Origin of the sequence: Arthrobacter sp. NPDC057009 (assembly GCF_042673905.1) — a bacterium.
GTDB lineage: Bacteria > Actinomycetota > Actinomycetes > Actinomycetales > Micrococcaceae > Arthrobacter.
The window spans coordinates 297,542-315,114 of the sequence record NZ_JBHUSB010000001.1; the positions used below are offsets into that span (position 1 = coordinate 297,542).

15 protein-coding genes are annotated in these 17,573 nt (G+C 63.7%); 5 read left to right on the forward strand and 10 right to left on the reverse strand.

What is annotated here, in order from left to right; all coding sequences use genetic code 11:
* Positions 1–54: 54 nt before the first annotated feature.
* The gene (locus tag ACFTR6_RS01425) at positions 55–849 is read right to left on the reverse strand and encodes a hypothetical protein (protein WP_377956617.1); all 795 of its coding nucleotides are present in this window, start codon (positions 847–849) and stop codon (positions 55–57) included.
* Positions 850–1,170: 321 nt separating this feature from the next.
* Here ACFTR6_RS01425 and ACFTR6_RS01430 point away from each other — a divergent pair, with 321 nt between their 5' ends.
* Entirely contained in the window at positions 1,171–2,952 is a 1,782-nt protein-coding gene (locus ACFTR6_RS01430; RefSeq protein WP_377956618.1) for an ABC transporter ATP-binding protein, read from the forward strand.
* Positions 2,953–2,958: 6 nt separating this feature from the next.
* Here the strand turns inward: ACFTR6_RS01430 and ACFTR6_RS01435 are convergent, their stop codons facing one another.
* Complete coding sequence (locus ACFTR6_RS01435; protein WP_377956619.1) at positions 2,959–3,975, reverse strand: glycosyltransferase; 1,017 nt, start codon at positions 3,973–3,975, stop codon at positions 2,959–2,961.
* 96 nt (positions 3,976–4,071) lie between these two features.
* Between ACFTR6_RS01435 and ACFTR6_RS01440 the strand changes: the two genes are divergently transcribed.
* Entirely contained in the window at positions 4,072–5,412 is a 1,341-nt protein-coding gene (locus ACFTR6_RS01440) for a glycosyltransferase (RefSeq protein ID WP_377956620.1), read from the forward strand.
* Entirely contained in the window at positions 5,405–5,929 is a 525-nt protein-coding gene (locus ACFTR6_RS01445) for a hypothetical protein (RefSeq protein WP_377956621.1), read from the forward strand. Before ACFTR6_RS01440 ends, ACFTR6_RS01445 begins: the two co-directional genes overlap by 8 nt.
* 22 nt (positions 5,930–5,951) lie before the next feature.
* On the opposite strand, the gene ACFTR6_RS01450 is transcribed toward ACFTR6_RS01445, so the two are convergent.
* Genes ACFTR6_RS01450 through ACFTR6_RS01460 form a run of 3 tightly spaced genes read right to left on the reverse strand, consistent with a single transcriptional unit; the run spans position 5,952 to position 8,031 of the window.
* Positions 5,952–6,956 carry a hypothetical protein gene (locus ACFTR6_RS01450; protein ID WP_377956622.1) on the reverse strand — a complete coding sequence of 335 codons (1,005 nt, stop codon included), beginning with the start codon at positions 6,954–6,956 and terminating at the stop codon, positions 5,952–5,954.
* On the reverse strand, positions 6,953–7,360 hold the full coding sequence (locus ACFTR6_RS01455) for a DUF2304 domain-containing protein (RefSeq protein WP_377956623.1): 408 nt from the start codon (positions 7,358–7,360) through the stop codon (positions 6,953–6,955). Before ACFTR6_RS01455 ends, ACFTR6_RS01450 begins: the two co-directional genes overlap by 4 nt.
* A gap of 5 nt (positions 7,361–7,365) precedes the next feature.
* On the reverse strand, positions 7,366–8,031 hold the full coding sequence (locus ACFTR6_RS01460; protein ID WP_377956624.1) for a glycosyltransferase family 2 protein: 666 nt from the start codon (positions 8,029–8,031) through the stop codon (positions 7,366–7,368).
* Between the two features lie 113 nt (positions 8,032–8,144).
* Here ACFTR6_RS01460 and ACFTR6_RS01465 point away from each other — a divergent pair, with 113 nt between their 5' ends.
* Both ACFTR6_RS01465 and wecB read left to right on the forward strand, forming a co-directional pair.
* Complete coding sequence (locus tag ACFTR6_RS01465) at positions 8,145–9,287, forward strand: hypothetical protein (protein ID WP_377956625.1); 1,143 nt, start codon at positions 8,145–8,147, stop codon at positions 9,285–9,287.
* 54 nt (positions 9,288–9,341) lie between these two features.
* Complete coding sequence (gene wecB / locus ACFTR6_RS01470) at positions 9,342–10,406, forward strand: non-hydrolyzing UDP-N-acetylglucosamine 2-epimerase (RefSeq protein ID WP_377956626.1); 1,065 nt, start codon at positions 9,342–9,344, stop codon at positions 10,404–10,406.
* A 100-nt stretch (positions 10,407–10,506) separates the two neighbouring features.
* Here the strand turns inward: wecB and ACFTR6_RS01475 are convergent, their stop codons facing one another.
* The 5 genes from ACFTR6_RS01475 to glf all read right to left on the reverse strand — a co-directional run bounded on the left by ACFTR6_RS01475 (position 10,507) and on the right by glf (position 17,464).
* On the reverse strand, positions 10,507–12,477 hold the full coding sequence (locus tag ACFTR6_RS01475) for a DUF6541 family protein (RefSeq protein WP_377956627.1): 1,971 nt from the start codon (positions 12,475–12,477) through the stop codon (positions 10,507–10,509).
* A gap of 141 nt (positions 12,478–12,618) precedes the next feature.
* Positions 12,619–13,347, reverse strand: a complete 729-nt coding sequence (locus ACFTR6_RS01480; RefSeq protein WP_076801761.1) for an ABC transporter ATP-binding protein — start codon at positions 13,345–13,347, stop codon at positions 12,619–12,621.
* Between the two features lie 3 nt (positions 13,348–13,350).
* The gene (locus tag ACFTR6_RS01485) at positions 13,351–14,238 is read right to left on the reverse strand and encodes an ABC transporter permease (protein ID WP_236782996.1); all 888 of its coding nucleotides are present in this window, start codon (positions 14,236–14,238) and stop codon (positions 13,351–13,353) included.
* A 14-nt stretch (positions 14,239–14,252) separates the two neighbouring features.
* On the reverse strand, positions 14,253–16,283 hold the full coding sequence (locus ACFTR6_RS01490; protein WP_377956628.1) for a glycosyltransferase: 2,031 nt from the start codon (positions 16,281–16,283) through the stop codon (positions 14,253–14,255).
* The gene (gene glf, locus ACFTR6_RS01495) at positions 16,280–17,464 is read right to left on the reverse strand and encodes a UDP-galactopyranose mutase (RefSeq protein WP_377956629.1); all 1,185 of its coding nucleotides are present in this window, start codon (positions 17,462–17,464) and stop codon (positions 16,280–16,282) included. The genes ACFTR6_RS01490 and glf overlap by 4 nt, the downstream gene beginning before the upstream one ends.
* Positions 17,465–17,573: the final 109 nt, after the last annotated feature.

The window sequence follows — 17,573 nt, forward strand, 5'->3', positions numbered from 1 at the left end:
CCCTGTGGCTTTAGGGAACCGCCTTCTTCATGTGCAGTTTTGTTGGTGCCGGGGTCAGTGTCCGGCCATGACGCCGCGGTAGATGCCCGCCAGCTTCTCCACTGCCGCGTCCGGGCCGTGGTACTTCTCAACCCATGCCCGGGCATTGGCCTGCGCCGAGACCGCCAACGGGTCCTCCAAGACGTGACGAGCCTGGGCCGCCAAACCCTCAGGCCCGTCACCCTCAAGCACAGGCGCGTCCACGTAATAACCCTCACCAAGGTTCATCAGCACCGGAACACCCATCGACAGGGCCTGCAGCTCACTCATCCCCATGATCCCGCTCGACTGTCCGACGATGCAATGAGCTCCCGACATCCACTGCAGGTAAGCTGCTTTGGGCATCCGCGGGACTAGGCGCACGCCTAACGCCTCTGCCTCCGATGCCATGTTGCCCCAGTCGAGTCCTTCAAGGACCACCTCACCCTGCACTACGTCCCTAATGGCAGCGGCAACTTTGAGCTGTTCAACCCCTCCTTTTGAATTTTCCCAGCGTGAGGCAAAAACCACCCGCGGCGGACCGGCCGGAGTCCAGGCCGGCAACTCAGCAAAGTCCACCGGATTCGGCAGATAAATCGCATCAAACCGGACAGGTTCAGCATGCTGCCGCAAATCCGGAGTCGAGTACACGACCGCAGCCGCATGATCCGCCCCCCACTGGACGTTCGGGCGCCCTTTCGGTGTGTGGTACGTGGTGCGGATGTCCGTGCCGTGCCAGTGCATAACGAAGGGGATGACCGGCCTACTGTTGGCGACCCCGCCACGGGTGCCGAAATGGACGTGCATCAGATCAGCGCGAAGTGCTTCCACCGTCCGGCGTATCCGCCAGGACACGTTGGTGTACTTGGTCTGGAAGGCCCCCGAGGGAACTGCACCGCCTTGGCCAGGGGCAAGGGCGGGACGATGCCGCCAGTTGTATCCTCCCCGCCTGCCATAAGAGACCAACGTCTTGCCGACGTCCGCGCAATCAAAGAAATGGACAACGGACGGTTCGTGCCTAGTTTTTCCCACGACAGCAACCCTAGCATCGCGGTCTTCCACGAATCCGGCCCCGAGGCGAGGCCAGAGGGCCGGCGCCTGGCGCAAGCGGATAACCTGCCGCATAGCATTCTCCAGTAACCTGATCCATGTATGAAAAATCTAATCTCGGTTTTGCGGCCCCTGCTATCGACCCTGCCAGCCGGGAGCAGGCGGTTCCTGCTGAGCTATGGCATCGCCAGCGCCTGCCTGGCTCTGTTGGACATGCTGGCACTGGGAATGATCGCGCTGCTGCTGCCGTCCCTTGTCTCCAATAGGCCGGTCACGCTTCCGGTATTCGGGGACGTCTCGGACTACGTACTGCCAATCCTTGGCGGGGTCTGCACGCTCATCGTCCTCAAAGGGTTGCTGGCCGTCCTTCTCCTGAGGGTGGCGACGCGGCGCTTCGCCCAGCACGAAGTCGCGATCGGCGACCGACTGTTCGCCTCGTACCTCGCTTCGCCTTGGGAAAACCGGCTGAAGAAGAATTCCAGCGAGCTTATCCGAATGGTCGACGTCGGAGTTGGCATCACGGTTTCCGGTGTCCTGATCCCGGCGATGACACTCTTCGGTGAGTTCGGCACGCTGATTGCTGTCATCGTCGTGCTTTTCGTCGCAGAGCCGCTCATCGCCGTCGTCACTCTCGCCTACCTGGGCATCATCGCCTTCCTCCTGGCCCGCGTGATCTCTCCCAGATCCGTCGCTGCGGGCAGGGAGAACCGCCACTGGTCCGGACGCACCGTCGTGATGCTCACCGAGGCGATGAACGCCCTCAAGGAACTGACCCTTGCGGGCAGGGCCGGTGACGTGCAGGAAGGGGTCCACGACACGAGGACGCGCAGTTCTGCCGCCCGCGCTCAATCGATATTCCTGGCGCAGGTCCCCCGCTACGTTCTTGAGACCGCCTTGATTGTCGGCTTTGCCCTCGTGGGCGGAGTCGGCCTTGCCACTGGCGGACCGGCAGGGGCTGTCAGTGCGATTGGACTCTTTGCCGTTGCCGGCTTTCGGCTCGTGCCGTCATTGACCAGGCTCCAGGCCGTCCAGTCACAGGCAAACTCCAGCGCCTCCTTTGCCCACCAGGTCATGCGTGACATCACCAGCGGCGAGGAGTTACTCGCAACCAAGGCCGCCGAGCGGCCGCAGCGCGAACTTGGCAGCGGCAAGACTGACATTGTCCTGCACGACGTTTCCTTCAGCTACCCGAATGCGGATCAGCCTGCGCTCAGCGGCGTGGACATGACGATTCCTGCCGGAACACACGTAGCGCTGGTTGGTTCCTCTGGGGCCGGCAAATCCACTCTGGTGGACATTCTTCTCGGGCTGCTGGAACCCAGCGGCGGCTACATCGAGGTTGCCGGCCAGAACATGGACTTCGTGCTGGACGACTGGCGCAAGCGCATCGGCTACGTTCCCCAAGAGGTCTCGCTCTTCGACGCGACGGTGGGCCAGAACGTGGCGCTGACCTGGAACCCCGACAACGTCGACCGGGAGAAGGTGAAGGCGGCCTTGCGACGTGCCCAGCTTCTTGACACGGTGATGGGCCGCGAGGGCGGCATCGATGCTGTGATCGCCGAACGGGGCCTGGCACTGTCCGGCGGCCAGCGCCAGCGGCTCGGCATCGCCCGGGCCCTCTACAACGAGCCGAAGGTGCTGGTAATGGACGAGGCCACCAGTGCCCTCGACACCAGCACGGAGGCCGCCGTCACCAAAGCCATTCACGAACTGCACGGTGAGGTCACCGTCATCACCGTGGCTCACCGTCTCTCCACGATCCGCGACGCCGACATTGTTTTCTTCATGCGGGACGGCCGCGTGGTGGCCCAGGGCTCCTTCGACGAGGTCGTGAAGAGCGTGCCGGACTTCGCTGTCCAGGCGGCGCTGGCGGGCCTGAGCTGATCCCTACTACCGCTTCAGTCCGTCAGCAGATCCGGACAGTGAGGAATAGACCGCGGACAACTCCCTGACGATCCTGTCCGGATCATGGTGCTCGATGACCCAGGCGCGTGCGCCAAGCCCGGCCGACACTTCCCGGGCATCCTTCGCGGCGGCCACGATCGAGTCGACCTGCTCGCCTAGGGAGCCGGTGCCCACAACAGGCACCGTGCCGGGGTAGAGTCCCGGGCGCACGTTCGAGGCCGTCGGGACGCCTATGGCCAACGCCTGCAGTTCGCTCATGCCCAGCAGCCCGGTGGATTGCCCGACGACGGTATGCGCCTTCGCCAGCCACTGCAGATAAGCGGGCTTGCTCATGACAGGGACGAGTTCGACGCCGAGCTCTGCTGCCTTTGCGGCATTCTCGCCCCAGTCCAGCCCCTGCAGCCGGATGCAGGTCCCCTGCACGGCCCGCGCCAGCTTGGCGGCCAGTTCGAGCTGCTCTGTGCCACCCTTGGCGGCTCCCCACCGGGAGGCAAACACAATTCGCGGCTCAGGGGCGGGCTGCCATCGGGGCAGTTCCGCAAGGTCCACGGGATTGGGAAGGTAGCGCGCGTCGGAACGGGCTGCCAGCGCGTATTCGGCCAGATCCGGCGTCGCATAAAAGACTGCCTGGGAGTTATCGGCGCCCCACTGGATTCTCTGGCGCTGCCTGGGGTCCTGGTAGAACTCCCTGATATCTGTGCCGTGGAAATGGACCACGAAGGGGCGCCGCGGCCAGCGCGTGGCAATGTCCACCCGGGTGCCGAAATGGATGTGGAGCAGGTCAGCCGGCAGCGTCAGCTGCCAGCGCCGCGCCGTCCACCCTGCGACTCCACGCAGCCTGTTCGTCCGTCCCAGCAGATCCGCTCCGTCGTATGCGGTGTCCCGGGCCGGCAGGTAGCTCCACTGCTGCCCTTGGGACCGGGCGGCCCTGACCAGTGTGGCACCGACGTCTGCGCAGTCAAAAAGGTGCACAACCCGCGGATTCCCGTTGCTTTTCGCCATGGTTCGAACCTAGCAGACAGGCCAGGACCGGGCGGACAGCCAGGTCAGGGACCAGGGACGGTACAGTAATACGGTCAGAACACCGGAAGGAATCTAGTGAGTTCACCGAAGCGCCCCCACCTGTTGTATGTCGCTTGGGGCTTCCCTCCCTCGCGGGGTGCCGGCGTCTACCGTGCTCTGGCTACTGCCAACGCCTTCGTCGAGGCGGGCTGGAAAGTGACGGTCCTGACAGCCACCCGGGAGGTGTTTGAGTACCAGACAGGCACGGACATCGAACTGGAACTGAAGGTGGATCCGCGCCTTAACATCGTACGGGCGCCGTTCAGCTGGGTCCGTGGTGAACCCGACCTGGCCAAGTGGTCGCGGATGCGCATCACCTCAAACCTCCTGTGGTCCTTCGCCCGCGCGAAGTCGGACCGCCTCGCCTTCCCGGAGCCTGTTTATGGTGGCTGGAAGCACGCATTGCTCAAGGAAACGGACCGGATCCACAAGGACGATCCGGTCGACCTCGTGATCGGCACCGCCAATCCAAACGTTGACTTTGTTCCCGGCTGGCACCTGCACAAAACTGCCGGCGTTCCCTACGTTATGGACTACCGCGACACGTGGCACCTGAATGTCTACACCGACACCTTCGTGGGCTCCCGCTTCAGCCGGTCCGCCAGGCTGGAGAAGAAACTCCTGCGCTCGGCTGCTGAGGTCTGGTTCGTGAATGCCCCCATCCGCGACTGGCATGCGAAAACCTATCCGGAGGGATCGGAGCGCTTCCACGTGGTGGCCAACGCTTTCGATCCGGACTTTGCACAGGCCTTTGCCGGTATCTCCAAACCGTCCCGCTCCCCCGCTGACGGCCTCGTATTTGGCTACCTCGGGACCATCTACGGGCCGATGCCCCTGCGGGAGTCTCTCGAAGGGTGGAGGATCGCCCGCAGCCGTTCCGAGCTCGTGCGCAACTCCCGGTTCGAAATCCACGGCAGACTGGGACATTACGCGGAGCCCGATCCGGCGATCCTGGCGCTCCTGGAGGAATATGCGGGGGACGGTGTCAGCTACGAGGGTCCTGTCAGCAAGACGGCAGTAGCGGACAGATACAAGAGTTTCGACGCCCTGATGCTCATTCTCGGCCGCAGCAAGTACGTGACTAGCGGCAAGGTCTTCGAGTACGCGGCCAGCGGCCTTCCCATCGCGTCCCTGCACCACCCGGAAACCGCCTGCACGTCAATTCTCTCCGGTCACCAGGACTGGTTCCCGGTTCCGGATCTCGCTCCGGATAGCATCGCGGAAACGATTCTCAAGACAGCCCAGCGGGCGATGGTGATGACTCCCGGGGACTACTCGCGTAACCAGGCCTGGGCAGACCACCTCTCCAGGGATAAGCAACTGCAGCCCCGCATCGGACACCTGACAGAACTAGTGGCGGAGGCCAACCGTGGATAAACCCCTGCACGTCGTCATAGTCGTCGGCTCCCGTTCCGTACCGGAGCAGCTGTTCCGTTCGGCACTGGGTGAGCTCTCCCCGCAGGCTGCACTTCGCCGGGCGGTAGGAAGGGACGTCAGCGTTTCAGTGCTGTCGCAGCTTCCGCCCGATGAAGCCGGGGACCTCTCGGCTGTGCACGTGGTCTCCCCTTCCCGCAGGCCGCTGGCCGACCGTGTCCTCGCACGCCTCCCCCTAGGCGGTGCAGAGACGGTCCTGCGCAAGTCGCCTCTGGGCCGCCTGCTTATTTCCCTCGGTCCGACAGACCCTTCGAGGGTTTTCTGGCGTGCAGTCCGTGCAGATCCCGCAGCGCTTGCGATGCTATCCTCGGCGGACGTTGTGCTCGCTGCCGACCTTCCGGCGGTCCGAACGGCTTGGCAGGTCCTTCACACCGGGAAAGTTCCGCAGGCCTACTTTGGCCTGCAAGCAGCGGAAAAGGTCTTCACGGCAAGGTTCCGGGACACCCAGCCGGCCGTCTGAGCGCGGCGGGCAGGTGCAAAAATTACTGAAGCGCCTGCGCGTAGATGTCCAGCAGCCGGTCAACAGTGGCGGCTGTGGAATGATGCTTTTCGATCCAGCCCACGCCCGCCGCTGCGCGCGCCTCAAGATCCGAACCGTTGAAGAGCTCCGCGGCGACGCATCCTGCAAGCCCCTCCGGGTCGGAGGAGCGGCCCCAACCTACGGGCGGATTGTTCGTGTACAGCCCGGGAGCCAGGGGCATATAGAGCGGCACGCCGAGCCCCAGGGCTTCCAGCTCGCTTGAGCCCAGCAAACCGGAGGACTGACCCACTGCCGCGGAGCAGCCTGCAAGGAATTCCAGGAACTCCTGATGACTCATCTTCGGAACGAGGGTGACGCCGGACTGTGCTGCCGTGATTGCATAAGGCCCCCAGTCCAGTCCCAGCACCTCATACCGGCCGCCGCTGAGCCGGACGAGCTCGCGGGCGGTGGCCAACTGCTCCACGGCACCCTTGGAATCATCCCAGCGGGAAACAAAAAATATCCACGGTTTATCTGACGAATCCCTCTGCCGGGCCGGCAGGGATCCGAGGGTGATGGGCACCGGCAGGTAAATGGCGTCCGGGCGAAGGCCGATAACATGCTCGCGCAGGTCGGGCGTGGTGTACATTACCGCTGCTGCATGACGCACGCCATTGTGGATAGACCTTTGCCATCGGGGGTCGTATTGGAGCGTGCGGATGTCCGTGCCATGCAGCGTCAGGACGTATTTTTTTGGAACGAACCTGGTGTGGTGCAGCATGCTGCCGGAATGGATGTGAAGCAGGTCCACTTTCAGTGAGCGGCTGGCCAGACCTCCGAGCCAGGCAAGGCCTTGCCGTGCATAGGCCAGCTTGCCGGCAAGACCTCCCCACTGGGAACCCGCGACCGCGCGCGGGTAGAACCCCCACGGCAGACCGCGTGTCCTGGCGTCCTCCAGGACACGGTGGGCATAGAAGGCACAGTCATTGACGTGAAGGATCCGCAAATCCTTCCGGTCCCCGCTCATAGTCCCTGACCGGGGTGGGAATCCACTGTCTCCTTGTTCGCAGTCTGGCCGGCCACCGGTACGTGCTCCCAAGGCCGCTCAGCTTCATCCAGTGCAATCCTGCGGGACAGTTTGGTGAGAGTGGTCTCGGTCTGCCTGAAGCGCTGGTGTGTTGTGGACATATACACCAGGAACGAGACGATGAAGGCGTACAGCATGAGATCAGTACCGCGGCCCACGCCAACGAGACGTGCCAGCTGGCTGAGAATCGTGGGAAAGAAAATGGACAGGACAGCGGAAATGGCAAAGAGCATGACCATGATCCGGCGCACAGCCATATGTTTCGCGTTCGATCCTCCCCGCACGAGCATGAGCGAGAAGAAGATAACGACGAGAACCAGGATTACTTGAACGATAATGATCATAGGGTCTACCTAAATAACAGGTCCGCCAGAATGTTGACGGAATTGAGGAGTGACTGGCCCTTCGACTTCGAATACTGTGTGTAGATGATCTCCACCGGGTGCTCAGTCCATCTCGGCTTAAGAGCAGCAAGGATCTGAATCAGCTCGGAGGCGTGGGCCATCCTGTTCTGTGTGAGGTGGATGTTCGAAACCACGTGACGGTTAAATGCACGGAGCCCGTTGTGGGCGTCAGTGAGCGGCATGCCAGTACTCCAGCGGGACTGCACCGCGGCGGTGCGCAGAACCAATCTTTTAACCGGGCCGATGCGAGTGCGCGAGTCAAGGAACCGGGAGCCGAGGACGACGTCGGCTTCCCCACTTTGAATCCTCGCCACCATGGCCGCGGCATCGCTCACGCGATGCTGCCCGTCGGCGTCGAAGGTCACGACGCAGGACATCTCGGGATCCTGGAGAACGTACTCAAAACCGGTCTGGAGCGCCGCGCCCTGCCCGAGGTTGACCGGGTGTTGCACCACCACCGCACCGGCGGCCCGGGCGGCTTGGGCCGAGGTGTCGGTGCTTCCGTCATCGACGCAAACGACATGCGGAAACTCCGGCAGAAGGTCTTTGATGACGGAGCCGATGACAGGGGCCTCATTGAACAGAGGGATGACAATCCAAGTACGACTCACTACGCAAGTATCGCATAACAGGCCTACAGGATTCGAAGCAGAGCCTCTGCCGGAGAGGGCCGTGAGCGCCGCCGGCGTCGGGTCACGCCGGCGTCTGCCCGTAGAATCGAACAATGCGTCCTAAGATTCTCTGCATCTCGTTCTCCGATATCAAGGCCGACGCACGCGTGCTCCGGCAGCTTGACGTCCTGGCCGAGTACGGCGACGTGACGACCCTCGGTTACGGGGAGAAACCCGATGCAGCGGCCGAACATCTCCGGCTGGACGCCGCGCTCCCCTCGCTTCCTCAGACGGTGGCCGGGGTCGCTCTTCTGGCAGTCCGGTTCTACAAACGCCTTGAGCTCGCGGCGCCCGCCGTCAGGGCGGCCGCCGATCTTGCCGCCGGCCGCACCTTCGATCTTGTGGTTGCGAACGAGGCCAGGGCGCTTCCGCTGGCACATCATTTGGCGGCAGGAGCACCCGTCTGGGGGGACATGCACGAATGGGCTCCGGAGGAACGGGTCCACGTCCTGTCCTGGCGGCTACTGATTAAGCCCTTTATGACCTATGTCTGCGCGAAGTACCTGCCACGGACCCAGGCAGTGACAGTAGTCAACGACTCCATCGCCCACCTGTATGCACAGGAATTCGGGTGCGATACCGCTACCGTCCGTAACTCCCGGGCGTTCGAGGACCTGCATCCGAGCCCCCTGTCCGAGGAAACGATCCGGCTCGTTCACAGCGGTGCTGCCGTACCGGGCAGGAACCTGGAAGGAATGATCCAGGCGGTCAACATGCTGGGCCCCGGGTACAGCCTCGACTTCTATCTTGTTCCTGCGAGGGACGGAGGGAAGTACCTGCGCTTCCTGGAATCCCTCGCCTCGGGTCCCAACAAGGTGACGTTCCATCCTCCTGTCAGCCCTGCGGACCTGCCTCGCGTACTGAACGCCTACGACGTCGGAATCTTCAGCCTTCCGCCACAGACCCGCAACCATGCGCTGATGCTGCCCAACAAGTTCTTCGACTTTGTCCAGGCCCGCCTGGCCATCGTCTTTAGCCCTTCACCTGAAACTTCCCGGCTCATTGAGCGCTTCGACCTCGGCGCCGTGACCGAAGACTTCTCACCGGAATCACTCGCCGAAGCCCTTCGACGGCTGGACAGGCCGCGGATCGCCGCGAGCAAGGCCAACGCCCACGGTGCGGCCATGGAACTGAGCTCGAAAGTCGACGAAGACACGGAGCGGGAGATTCTTCGCCGGCTGCTCCCGCAGAACTGATATTCCACCGCCCCGATTCCCGACCCCTCCGGATGGAACGGTAAAGTCCTCTTCATGCGTATTCTCAGCGTGGTTGGTGCACGCCCCCAGTTCGTGAAGCTTGCTCCCATTGCGTCCGCCATGAAGGGCCGCGCAGACCACCTCATCGCTCACACCGGCCAGCACTATGACGAGCTCATGAGCGACGTCTTCTTCCGCGACCTCGGCATCCCCGCACCGGACTTCAACCTTGGCGTCGGCTCAGGCAAGCACGGCGCCCAGACGGGCGCGATGCTGCACGGCCTGGAAAACGTGATGGAAGAGGCGGCGCCCGACTGCGTCCTCGTCTACGGCGACACCAACTCCACCTTGGCCGCTGCCATCGCCGCCATCAAGATGCACATCCCCGTGGCCCACCTCGAGGCCGGACTGCGCTCGTTCAACCGCCGGATGCCTGAAGAGCACAACCGCGTCCTGACCGACCACAGCGCAGACCTCCTGCTCGCACCGACCGAGGTGGCCGTCAAGCACCTCGCCACCGAAGGCCTCGCCGAGCGGACAGTCCTGGTGGGGGACGTCATGACCGATGTCCTCTTTAAGGTCCGCGACATGCTCGACGGCGGCGGGCAGCCGCTGCCCGTCGACGCCACTCCGGGCGCATACTACGTCTGCACCATCCACCGGCCGGACAATACCGACTCCCCCGAACGCCTGGCCGCCATCATCGGGTCCCTGGCCAGCCTCGAGCAGCCGGTCTTCCTGCTGGCCCACCCCCGGCTCGTCAGCCTCGCGGCCAAGCACGGCATTGAGCTCGAGCAGGGAGCGGTGCGGGTTGCGTCCCCGCTGGCTTATCCGCAGCTGGTCCACGCTGTCCGCAACAGCGCAGGTGTCATCACGGACTCAGGCGGACTGCAGAAGGAAGCCTTCCTGCTCCGCACACCCTGCACCACCATCCGGCCCGAAACGGAATGGGTCGAGACCGTTGAGCTCGGTTGGAACGTGCTGGTGAGCAGGGATCTCAGTGTCCTGGCCGACACCGTGCGCAGACCGGCGCCGGCCGCGACGGATGCCACACCCTACGGCGACGGCCATGCCGCCGAACGCACCGTCGCAGCGCTGATTCAGGCATTCGGAGGCTGACGCCACTGCCCGTTTCAGCCGATATTTGGCGGTACGGTAAAAGCCCCCGGTCCTGCCACCGCCAGGTGGAAGGACCGGGGCTTTTTGCCGCCGCCTGCATTTATCCGCAGGCTGTCACCTTGTAGAGTTTGGCGTCGCCCTCAGAGTCCACCAACTGCAGGCTCCGTGACTTCTCAAGGTCCTGGAGGCCCGGATACATCCGGCTGGACGGGTGGTTCAGCAGATACTGTTCGCCGAAGTCCAGGGCGTAGGTGACCTGCAGCTTCCGTACTGCGGCACACACCTTGGGGTCAGAGGCGGCGTTGGCCAGGTCCTCGGCGATAATCCGAAGGTCATCGTTCATGCGCTGGGTCTGGTGGTATTCAAGGACCTTGCGGTCGGCGAAGGCATAGGCCAAGGATCCGCCGTTCCACGGGTTCACCGCGATCACAGCATCCTCGGGCACCTCGGCGGGAAGGCGGTCAAGCAGCCTGTATTCGTCCGACGACAGGATCGATTCCTTGGTATCGCGCTGATAAAAGATCTTGTTATCCACGATGTAGTCCCGGACCGTGCCAGTCTGCGTCAGCACAAGAAGGAGCGCGCACACAACAACTCCTCCGGCCAGGTCCGGCAACCGAATACCGCGAACATCCATGAACGCTGCGCGCCGGGCGGGATACAGGGCCTGCAGCCTGCCACCCTGCCGGGAGATCATCCTGCGGACGGCTTCAACTACGGCAGTGACACCGAGAGCAGCCAGGACGACGGCGAAGATCGGCAGATAGGCTGCAAGCCGGTTAACGTCCTGGTACCAGGTTCCGGTGAAGAAGTCCCGGGCCCACCCGGCCTCGTAACCTGCATCCACGACATATAGATATCCGGCCACCACGTAGCAGGCGAGCAGCCACCACAGCGTCCGCCGCCTCACAATAGTGGCAATGCCGATCAGGGCGAGGATGGAGGTGAGGATGGCGACGTCGGTCCCCGCAGGGGCGTTGCTGACGACTTCACCGATGGCGCCCGGCACAGTTTGGTGCGGTTTCCAGCCGCCGTAAAAACCTGGGCGGACCAGCTTCCAGATGACGGCTGCGGCCGCGGCCGCCAGCACCGTAGCAGTAACCGGGAGGATGTACTTGCCCAGAGGCGCCCGGGCGCGGATCAGTCCCCTGACGTGCACCGCCAGCTTCCACAGCAGTATCGGGGCGCTGAAGGCCAGGAGCGCGTTCACGGAACTCATATGGGACAAGGCAAGGCCCGGTAACCCAACCAACAAGGCCAGCCAGGAGCGCAGACGCGGCTCATCCGTGTCCGGGGCGATCCTGCAGACCAGGATGACCGTGGCGAGTGCCGCAGGCAGAACACTGGCTGAGAGAAGGTTCGGGAACAACGGTCCCCAAACCATGAGGAGATAAGGAAAAGCGACGAAGCCCCCGGAGAGCACCGCGGCAGCGGCCAGTGCCATCAGCCGGGGCCCCAGGATGACGCGCGTGAGGAAAACAACGGAGAGTGGCCAGATGACCGCCCCTGCGACAAGGTTCACCACATTGACCGAAACCGCTATTTCAGTCCCGGTAACCTGCGTGACCAAGGCACACAGGGAGTGCCACACGGCTGGATAGATCGTGGCCCTTCCGCCGCCGTTGCCGCCCATCCGGCCCAGGTCCAGGGACGAGGCATTTTCGGTATCCAGGACGTAGCGCACAGCGTTCAAATGGAAGACGTTGTCGTACCGCTGGGAGATATTGTCCGGGGCTCCCACGAGCTGCGTGATGCGGCGTCCGACCATCAGTGCAGTTACGGCAATGGCGGCCGCGACGCCCGCGACCAGGGGCCATTTTTCCGGCGCGGCAGCGCCCAGCGCGGCCCGCCGGCCCACGAGGAACCAGGCACCCGCAGTGGCCAGGACAGTGATGGCCAGTACCACGGCCGGACTCCAGGGGACGCCCAGCCAAGCGGCAATAACGGCCCCTACCCCGGCCAGGGTCAGAGAGAACAGCGGGGCCAGTCCGAAAAGGCTCAGTCTCCGGATCCCGAGGCCCCACGCCAGCGCGGCACCCGGAAGGAGCACGATTGCCAACGCAACAAACACAGCTGGCAAGGTCTCGAGCCAGGACACATTTCCTCCAATTTGAATTTACGAGTGTTGCCGCGGCCGCTTGGCAGGCGGCCGTCCGGCGCGCCCAGCCGTTGACAGATCCGGGACTAACCGTGGTGGTGCGGGGGCAGGAGCCTAATTGCCGCGGAGGCGGCCAATCACGTCGGCCACGGGGCCGTCCATGATGACCCGCCCATGTTCCAGGAGCACCCCGCGCTCGCAGACGTGCGCAACAAGGTCGAGGTCATGGCTGACCACCACCAGCGTCTTGCCTGCCGCCGCGAGTTCCTTAATCTTGGCGAGGCACTTCTTTTGGAACGGTTCGTCGCCCACGGCCAGGATTTCGTCGACCAGGAAGACGTCGGGGTCCGTGTGGACCGCCACCGAGAACGCCAGCCTGAGGTACATGCCCGAGGAGTAGAACTTGACCTCGGTGTCGATGAACTCCCCGATCTCGGCAAACTCGACGATGGAGTCGAACTTTTCCTTGATCTGGGCCTCTGTCATCCCAAGGATCGCTCCGTTGAGGAAGACATTGTCACGCCCTGAGAGGTCCGGGTGAAAGCCGGCACCGACCTCAATCAGGCCAGCCACCCGCCCGCCGGTGCGGACCGTGCCCGAATCGGGAAGCATGACCCCGGAGATGTGCTTGAGCAGCGTGGACTTTCCGGAACCGTTAAGCCCCAGCAGGGCCACTGTCTCGCCGTGTTCGACGTCGATGGACAGGTCGCGGAGGGCATGGAACTTCTTGGACAAATCACCTTTGCGGCCCCGCAGGAGCCACACCAGTGCTTCCTTGAGCGACCGGGTGTGCCTGAGCACGAACTGCTTGTTGATATTGCGGATTTCGATTGCGGTGGTCAAGGCTTACAGCTCCTGTGCGAAGCGGCCCTCGAGCCGCCGGAAAGTCCACTGGCCGAGGAGGAGGATGGCAAGCGAGACCAGAATCCCCACCGGTACCCACACGGTGAGCAGGTTCGGCGGACTTCCTTCCGCCCCGGCCGTGGTTGGGAGCCAGAAGGCATGGTGGAAACACTCGACTGCGATCGTGATCGGGTTGAGCTGGTACACCGTGAACCAGGTTTCGCCGGCCTTATCCAGCACCATCCGCCAGGAATAAAGCACGGGTGCCACCCAGGTGGCGATCAGCAGAATCAGGTCAACCAGGTTCTCTGAATCACGGAAGTAGACGTTGACGGACCCGAAGAACAGGCCCAGCCCCGTGGCCAGCAGCGCGATCATGACAAAACCGGCAACGGCGGTCACCAGCTCCATCAGGCCGGGGCGCCAGCCGCTGAACAGGCAGGCCACCACCAGGACAAACAGCTGCGGAAAGAAGTGCACCGCGGAGACCCACACCGAGGAGACCGGAAACAGTTCCCTCGGCAGGTAGATCTTGTTGATCAGCCCGCTGTTGTTGACGATCGACCGCGTGGCCGTGCTCAGCGACTCCGTAAAGAAGTTGACCAGGATGATCCCGGAAAACAGGTAGACCGCGTAGTTGGGAAGCCCGCCCCGGTTCGTCGGGCTCTGCTCCAGGCCCAGGAAAACCCCCAGGGCAATGTAAAAAGCAACGAACTGGACCCCGGGCTTGACGTAGGTCCACAGCAGTCCGAGGATCGAGCCCCGGTACCTGATCCTGAGCTCCTTGCGGACAAGCAGCTTCAGGAGGAACCGGGAACGGAACACGTCTACGAGCCCGTTCCCGGTTCCCGGAGCCACCAAAGCCCGGCCGGAGTCCTGGTGTGTTGGCAAAGTGCGTCCGTTTGTCACTGACCAGGCTTCTGCTGTTCAGCGCCGGAGCCGGAGTTGGCAGCAAAGGTCTTGCGCCAGGCATCCGGGGACGTGAAGTTCGGCAGATCCTTCTTATAGGCCGCCGAGAGTTCGTCCCAGCGGGCCACCACACGTGTGTGCAGGGCGAGGCTGCGCAGCAGCTCCTTGCGGAACCGGACGTTGTCCCGGCGGTACCAGGAGGCCCCCGTACCGTCAGACGCCGACACCAGGGCTGAATCCAGGTGCGCAAGCCGCCACCAGCGGGCATCCGCCGCGGGCACCACTGCCTCAGGGTGCTCGGTTGCAGCCGGGTCCACGGGCTTGAGCTGGCGGATCGCCCCGGACAGGGCGCCGGTTACGGTCTGCGCAAAGTTCTTGGGGCGCGCCGGAACCCTGCCGAACTTGGGCAGGTGCAGCCGCTTGACGGCGGGGAACTCGGTGATGTCCTTGCTGACCTGGGCATCCGGGAACTCCGCCCGGACCTTGCGGATTTCCGGGAGTTTGCCGCCGATGGTGCGGTGCAGATGCGACGGGCCATCGAGAAGGTCCTGGAGGGCACGGTTCCGCAACTCCACCGCCGAGTACTGCAGCGAAAGGAGGTGCCTGACGTCCTGCAGGAAGCTCTCGATGGGCAGCCGTCCGCCCTTTTCGTACTGCGAATACAGCAGCGCCGCCACCCAGCGGTTCCGCTGGTGGAAGTAGGCCTGCCAGTCGATGGTGTCGTCTTTCTCGGTCCAGGGCATGTGCCACACCGCCGCACCGGGCAGGCTCACCGTGGTGTAGCCGTTCGCCTTGGCGCGGATGCCGTATTCGACGTCGTCCCACTTGATGAAGACGGGCAGGGCCAGCCCGATTTCCCGGATGATCGACGTCGGGATCAGGCACATCCACCAGCCGTTGTAGTCGACGTCGATCCGGCGGTGCATCCACGGGGTGGTGCGCAGGTTGCTGGCGGCAAAGTCGTGGGCGCTCTGGCCCTCGCCCATCGGCTGGTACTGGAACCGGTATTCGTTGATGCCTTCGCCGAAGTTGTGGATGACGGAGCGTTCAAAGAGGTTGAACATGTGCCCGCCCACGATCGTGGCGCTGCGGGTGAAGTCGGCGAAGTTGACGGCCCGGAGGACGCCTTCGGTTTCCACGACGACATCATCGTCCAGGAGCATGACGTACTTGCTTTCGCCGCCCTCGACAGCCTCGTGCATGCCCCGGGCAAAGCCTCCGGATCCGCCGAGGTTGCCCTGCTCCACGAGCTTGAACTTGTCGCCGAGCACGGCCGCAGCTTCTTCGAAGCCCTGCTCATCGCGGACCTTTTGGTTGCCCTGGTCCGTGACGATGAGCCGGTCCATGACCGCGAGCAGTTCCTCGGACTCGGCAAACGTCCGCAGGTGCTTGACGCAGTAGTCCGGCCGGTTGAACGTGGTGACCGCAATGGACAGAGACCCCGGGCTGAAGCCTTCCGGCTGCGGAACGGACCAGTCCGCCTGCTTCAGGGTGACATCCTCGCCGTGGGCGACGAGGTCGAACCAGTACCAGCCGCCGTCGGCGAACGTGGTCAGCGTCAGGTCGCAGGTGGCCGTGGTGCCGCCCGTGACGTGCAGGCTCTGCACGCGGTTTGAGCTGCCGCGGGGGCTGGACTTGTAGACGATGACCGTAGCCTCGGCGTCCACCTCAACGCTCAGGCGGACCTGCTGGACGTCCGTGTGGGCGCGCCAGTAGCTGGCGGGGAAGGCGTTGAAGTACGTCCCGAAGGAAACGCGCCGGTGAGCCGGCAGCGACAGCTGGCGGCGGCCCAGGATGAAGTCCGAGCGCATCTCGCTGCGCAGCACCGCCTGCTGCGAACCGGCGGCACCCTTCTTGCTATCCGATTCCTGCGATTCCACCACACGGCGTGCAGCGTCGAAGTCGACGTACAGCGGGAGGGTGTCGGTGTCGCCGTCGACCGGGAAGACAACCCGGTGGACTGTCTTCCACACTGCCTCGTCGCTGCCGGGTTCGGTTCCCTGCCGGAACTCCGTCGCTACGCTCATGCGTCTACTCCTCCGCTTTCCAGCTTCGCGCCGCCGCTGAAGTGCGGCTTGATCTTGTTGTCGAACATGCTCAGGGCCGAGCCGATGGCCATGTGCATGTCGAGGTATTTGTAGGTTCCCAGCCGGCCTCCGAACAGCACGGAGTCCTCGCCGCGGGCAAGGTCGCGGTAGGCCAGGAGCTTCTCGCGGTCCACCGCCGTGTTCACCGGGTAGTAGGGCTCGTCGCCCTTCTCGGCGAAGCGGGAGAACTCCCGCATGATGACCGTGGCGTCCTTGGTGTAGTCGCGCTCCGGGTGGAAGTGCCGGAACTCGTGGATCCGGGTGAACGGGACGTCCTCGTCCGGGTAGTTCATCACCGAGCAGCCCTGGAAGTCCTCGATCGGGAGCACCTCTTCCTCAAGGTCGATGGTGCGCCAGGACAGGTCGCCTTCGGCGTAGTCGAAGTAGCGGTCCACGGGGCCGGTGTAGACCACCGGCACCTGGCCGCGCACGGCCGACTGGCCGTATTCGCCGCCGTCGAAGAAGTCCGTGTTGAGGTGGACCTCGATGTTCGGGTGGTCGGCCATCCGCTCGATCCACGCCGTGTAGCCGTCAACCGGCAGTCCCTCGTACGTGTCGTTGAAGTAGCGGTTGTCGTAGTTGTAGCGGACGGGAAGCCGGGAAATGATTTCGGCGGGCAGGTCCTTGGGGTCCGTCTGCCACTGCTTGCCCGTGTAGTACTTGATGAACGCCTCGTACAGGGGGCGGCCGATCAGCTGGATGCCCTTGTCGTTGAGGTTCTGCGGATCGGTGCCAGCGAGTTCGCCTGCCTGCTCCTGGATGAGGGCACGTGCCTCGCCGGGGCCCATGGAGGACCGGAAGAACTGGTTGATGGTGCCCAGGTTGATGGGCATGGAGTACACCTCGCCCTTGTGGCTGGTGTAGACCTTGTGCTGGTAGTTGGTGAACGCCGTGAAGCGGTTCACGTACTCCCAGACGCGCTCATTGGAGGTGTGGAAGAGGTGGGCGCCATACCGGTGGACCTCGATGCCGGTCTTGGCCTCATTTTCGCTGTACGCGTTGCCTCCGATGTGGTGGCGGCGGTCCAGGACGGCGACTTTGAGCCCCAGTTCCGTGGCGGCGCGTTCCGCGATTGTCAGGCCAAAAAAACCCGAACCGACTACGACGAGATCAGCGTTCACAACTCTCCTGTGTGTTTTGGTGGCAGGGTTCAGCAGCCCTATCTGCCGGGTCTAGACTACCCGAAGTTAAAAAGCGTCCCGCATTCGGGGGCGGCCCCGCAGGGCCGCC

Coding starts and splice junctions, on each gene's coding strand:
- ACFTR6_RS01430 (WP_377956618.1), top strand. CDS start 1,171: ATGAAAAATCTAATCTCGGTTTTGCGGCCCCTGCTATCGACCCTGCCA.
- ACFTR6_RS01435 (WP_377956619.1), bottom strand. CDS start 3,975: ATGGCGAAAAGCAACGGGAATCCGCGGGTTGTGCACCTTTTTGACTGC.
- ACFTR6_RS01450 (WP_377956622.1), bottom strand. CDS start 6,956: ATGAGCGGGGACCGGAAGGATTTGCGGATCCTTCACGTCAATGACTGT.
- ACFTR6_RS01455 (WP_377956623.1), bottom strand. CDS start 7,360: ATGATCATTATCGTTCAAGTAATCCTGGTTCTCGTCGTTATCTTCTTC.
- ACFTR6_RS01465 (WP_377956625.1), top strand. CDS start 8,145: ATGCGTCCTAAGATTCTCTGCATCTCGTTCTCCGATATCAAGGCCGAC.
- wecB (WP_377956626.1), top strand. CDS start 9,342: ATGCGTATTCTCAGCGTGGTTGGTGCACGCCCCCAGTTCGTGAAGCTT.
- ACFTR6_RS01490 (WP_377956628.1), bottom strand. CDS start 16,283: ATGAGCGTAGCGACGGAGTTCCGGCAGGGAACCGAACCCGGCAGCGAC.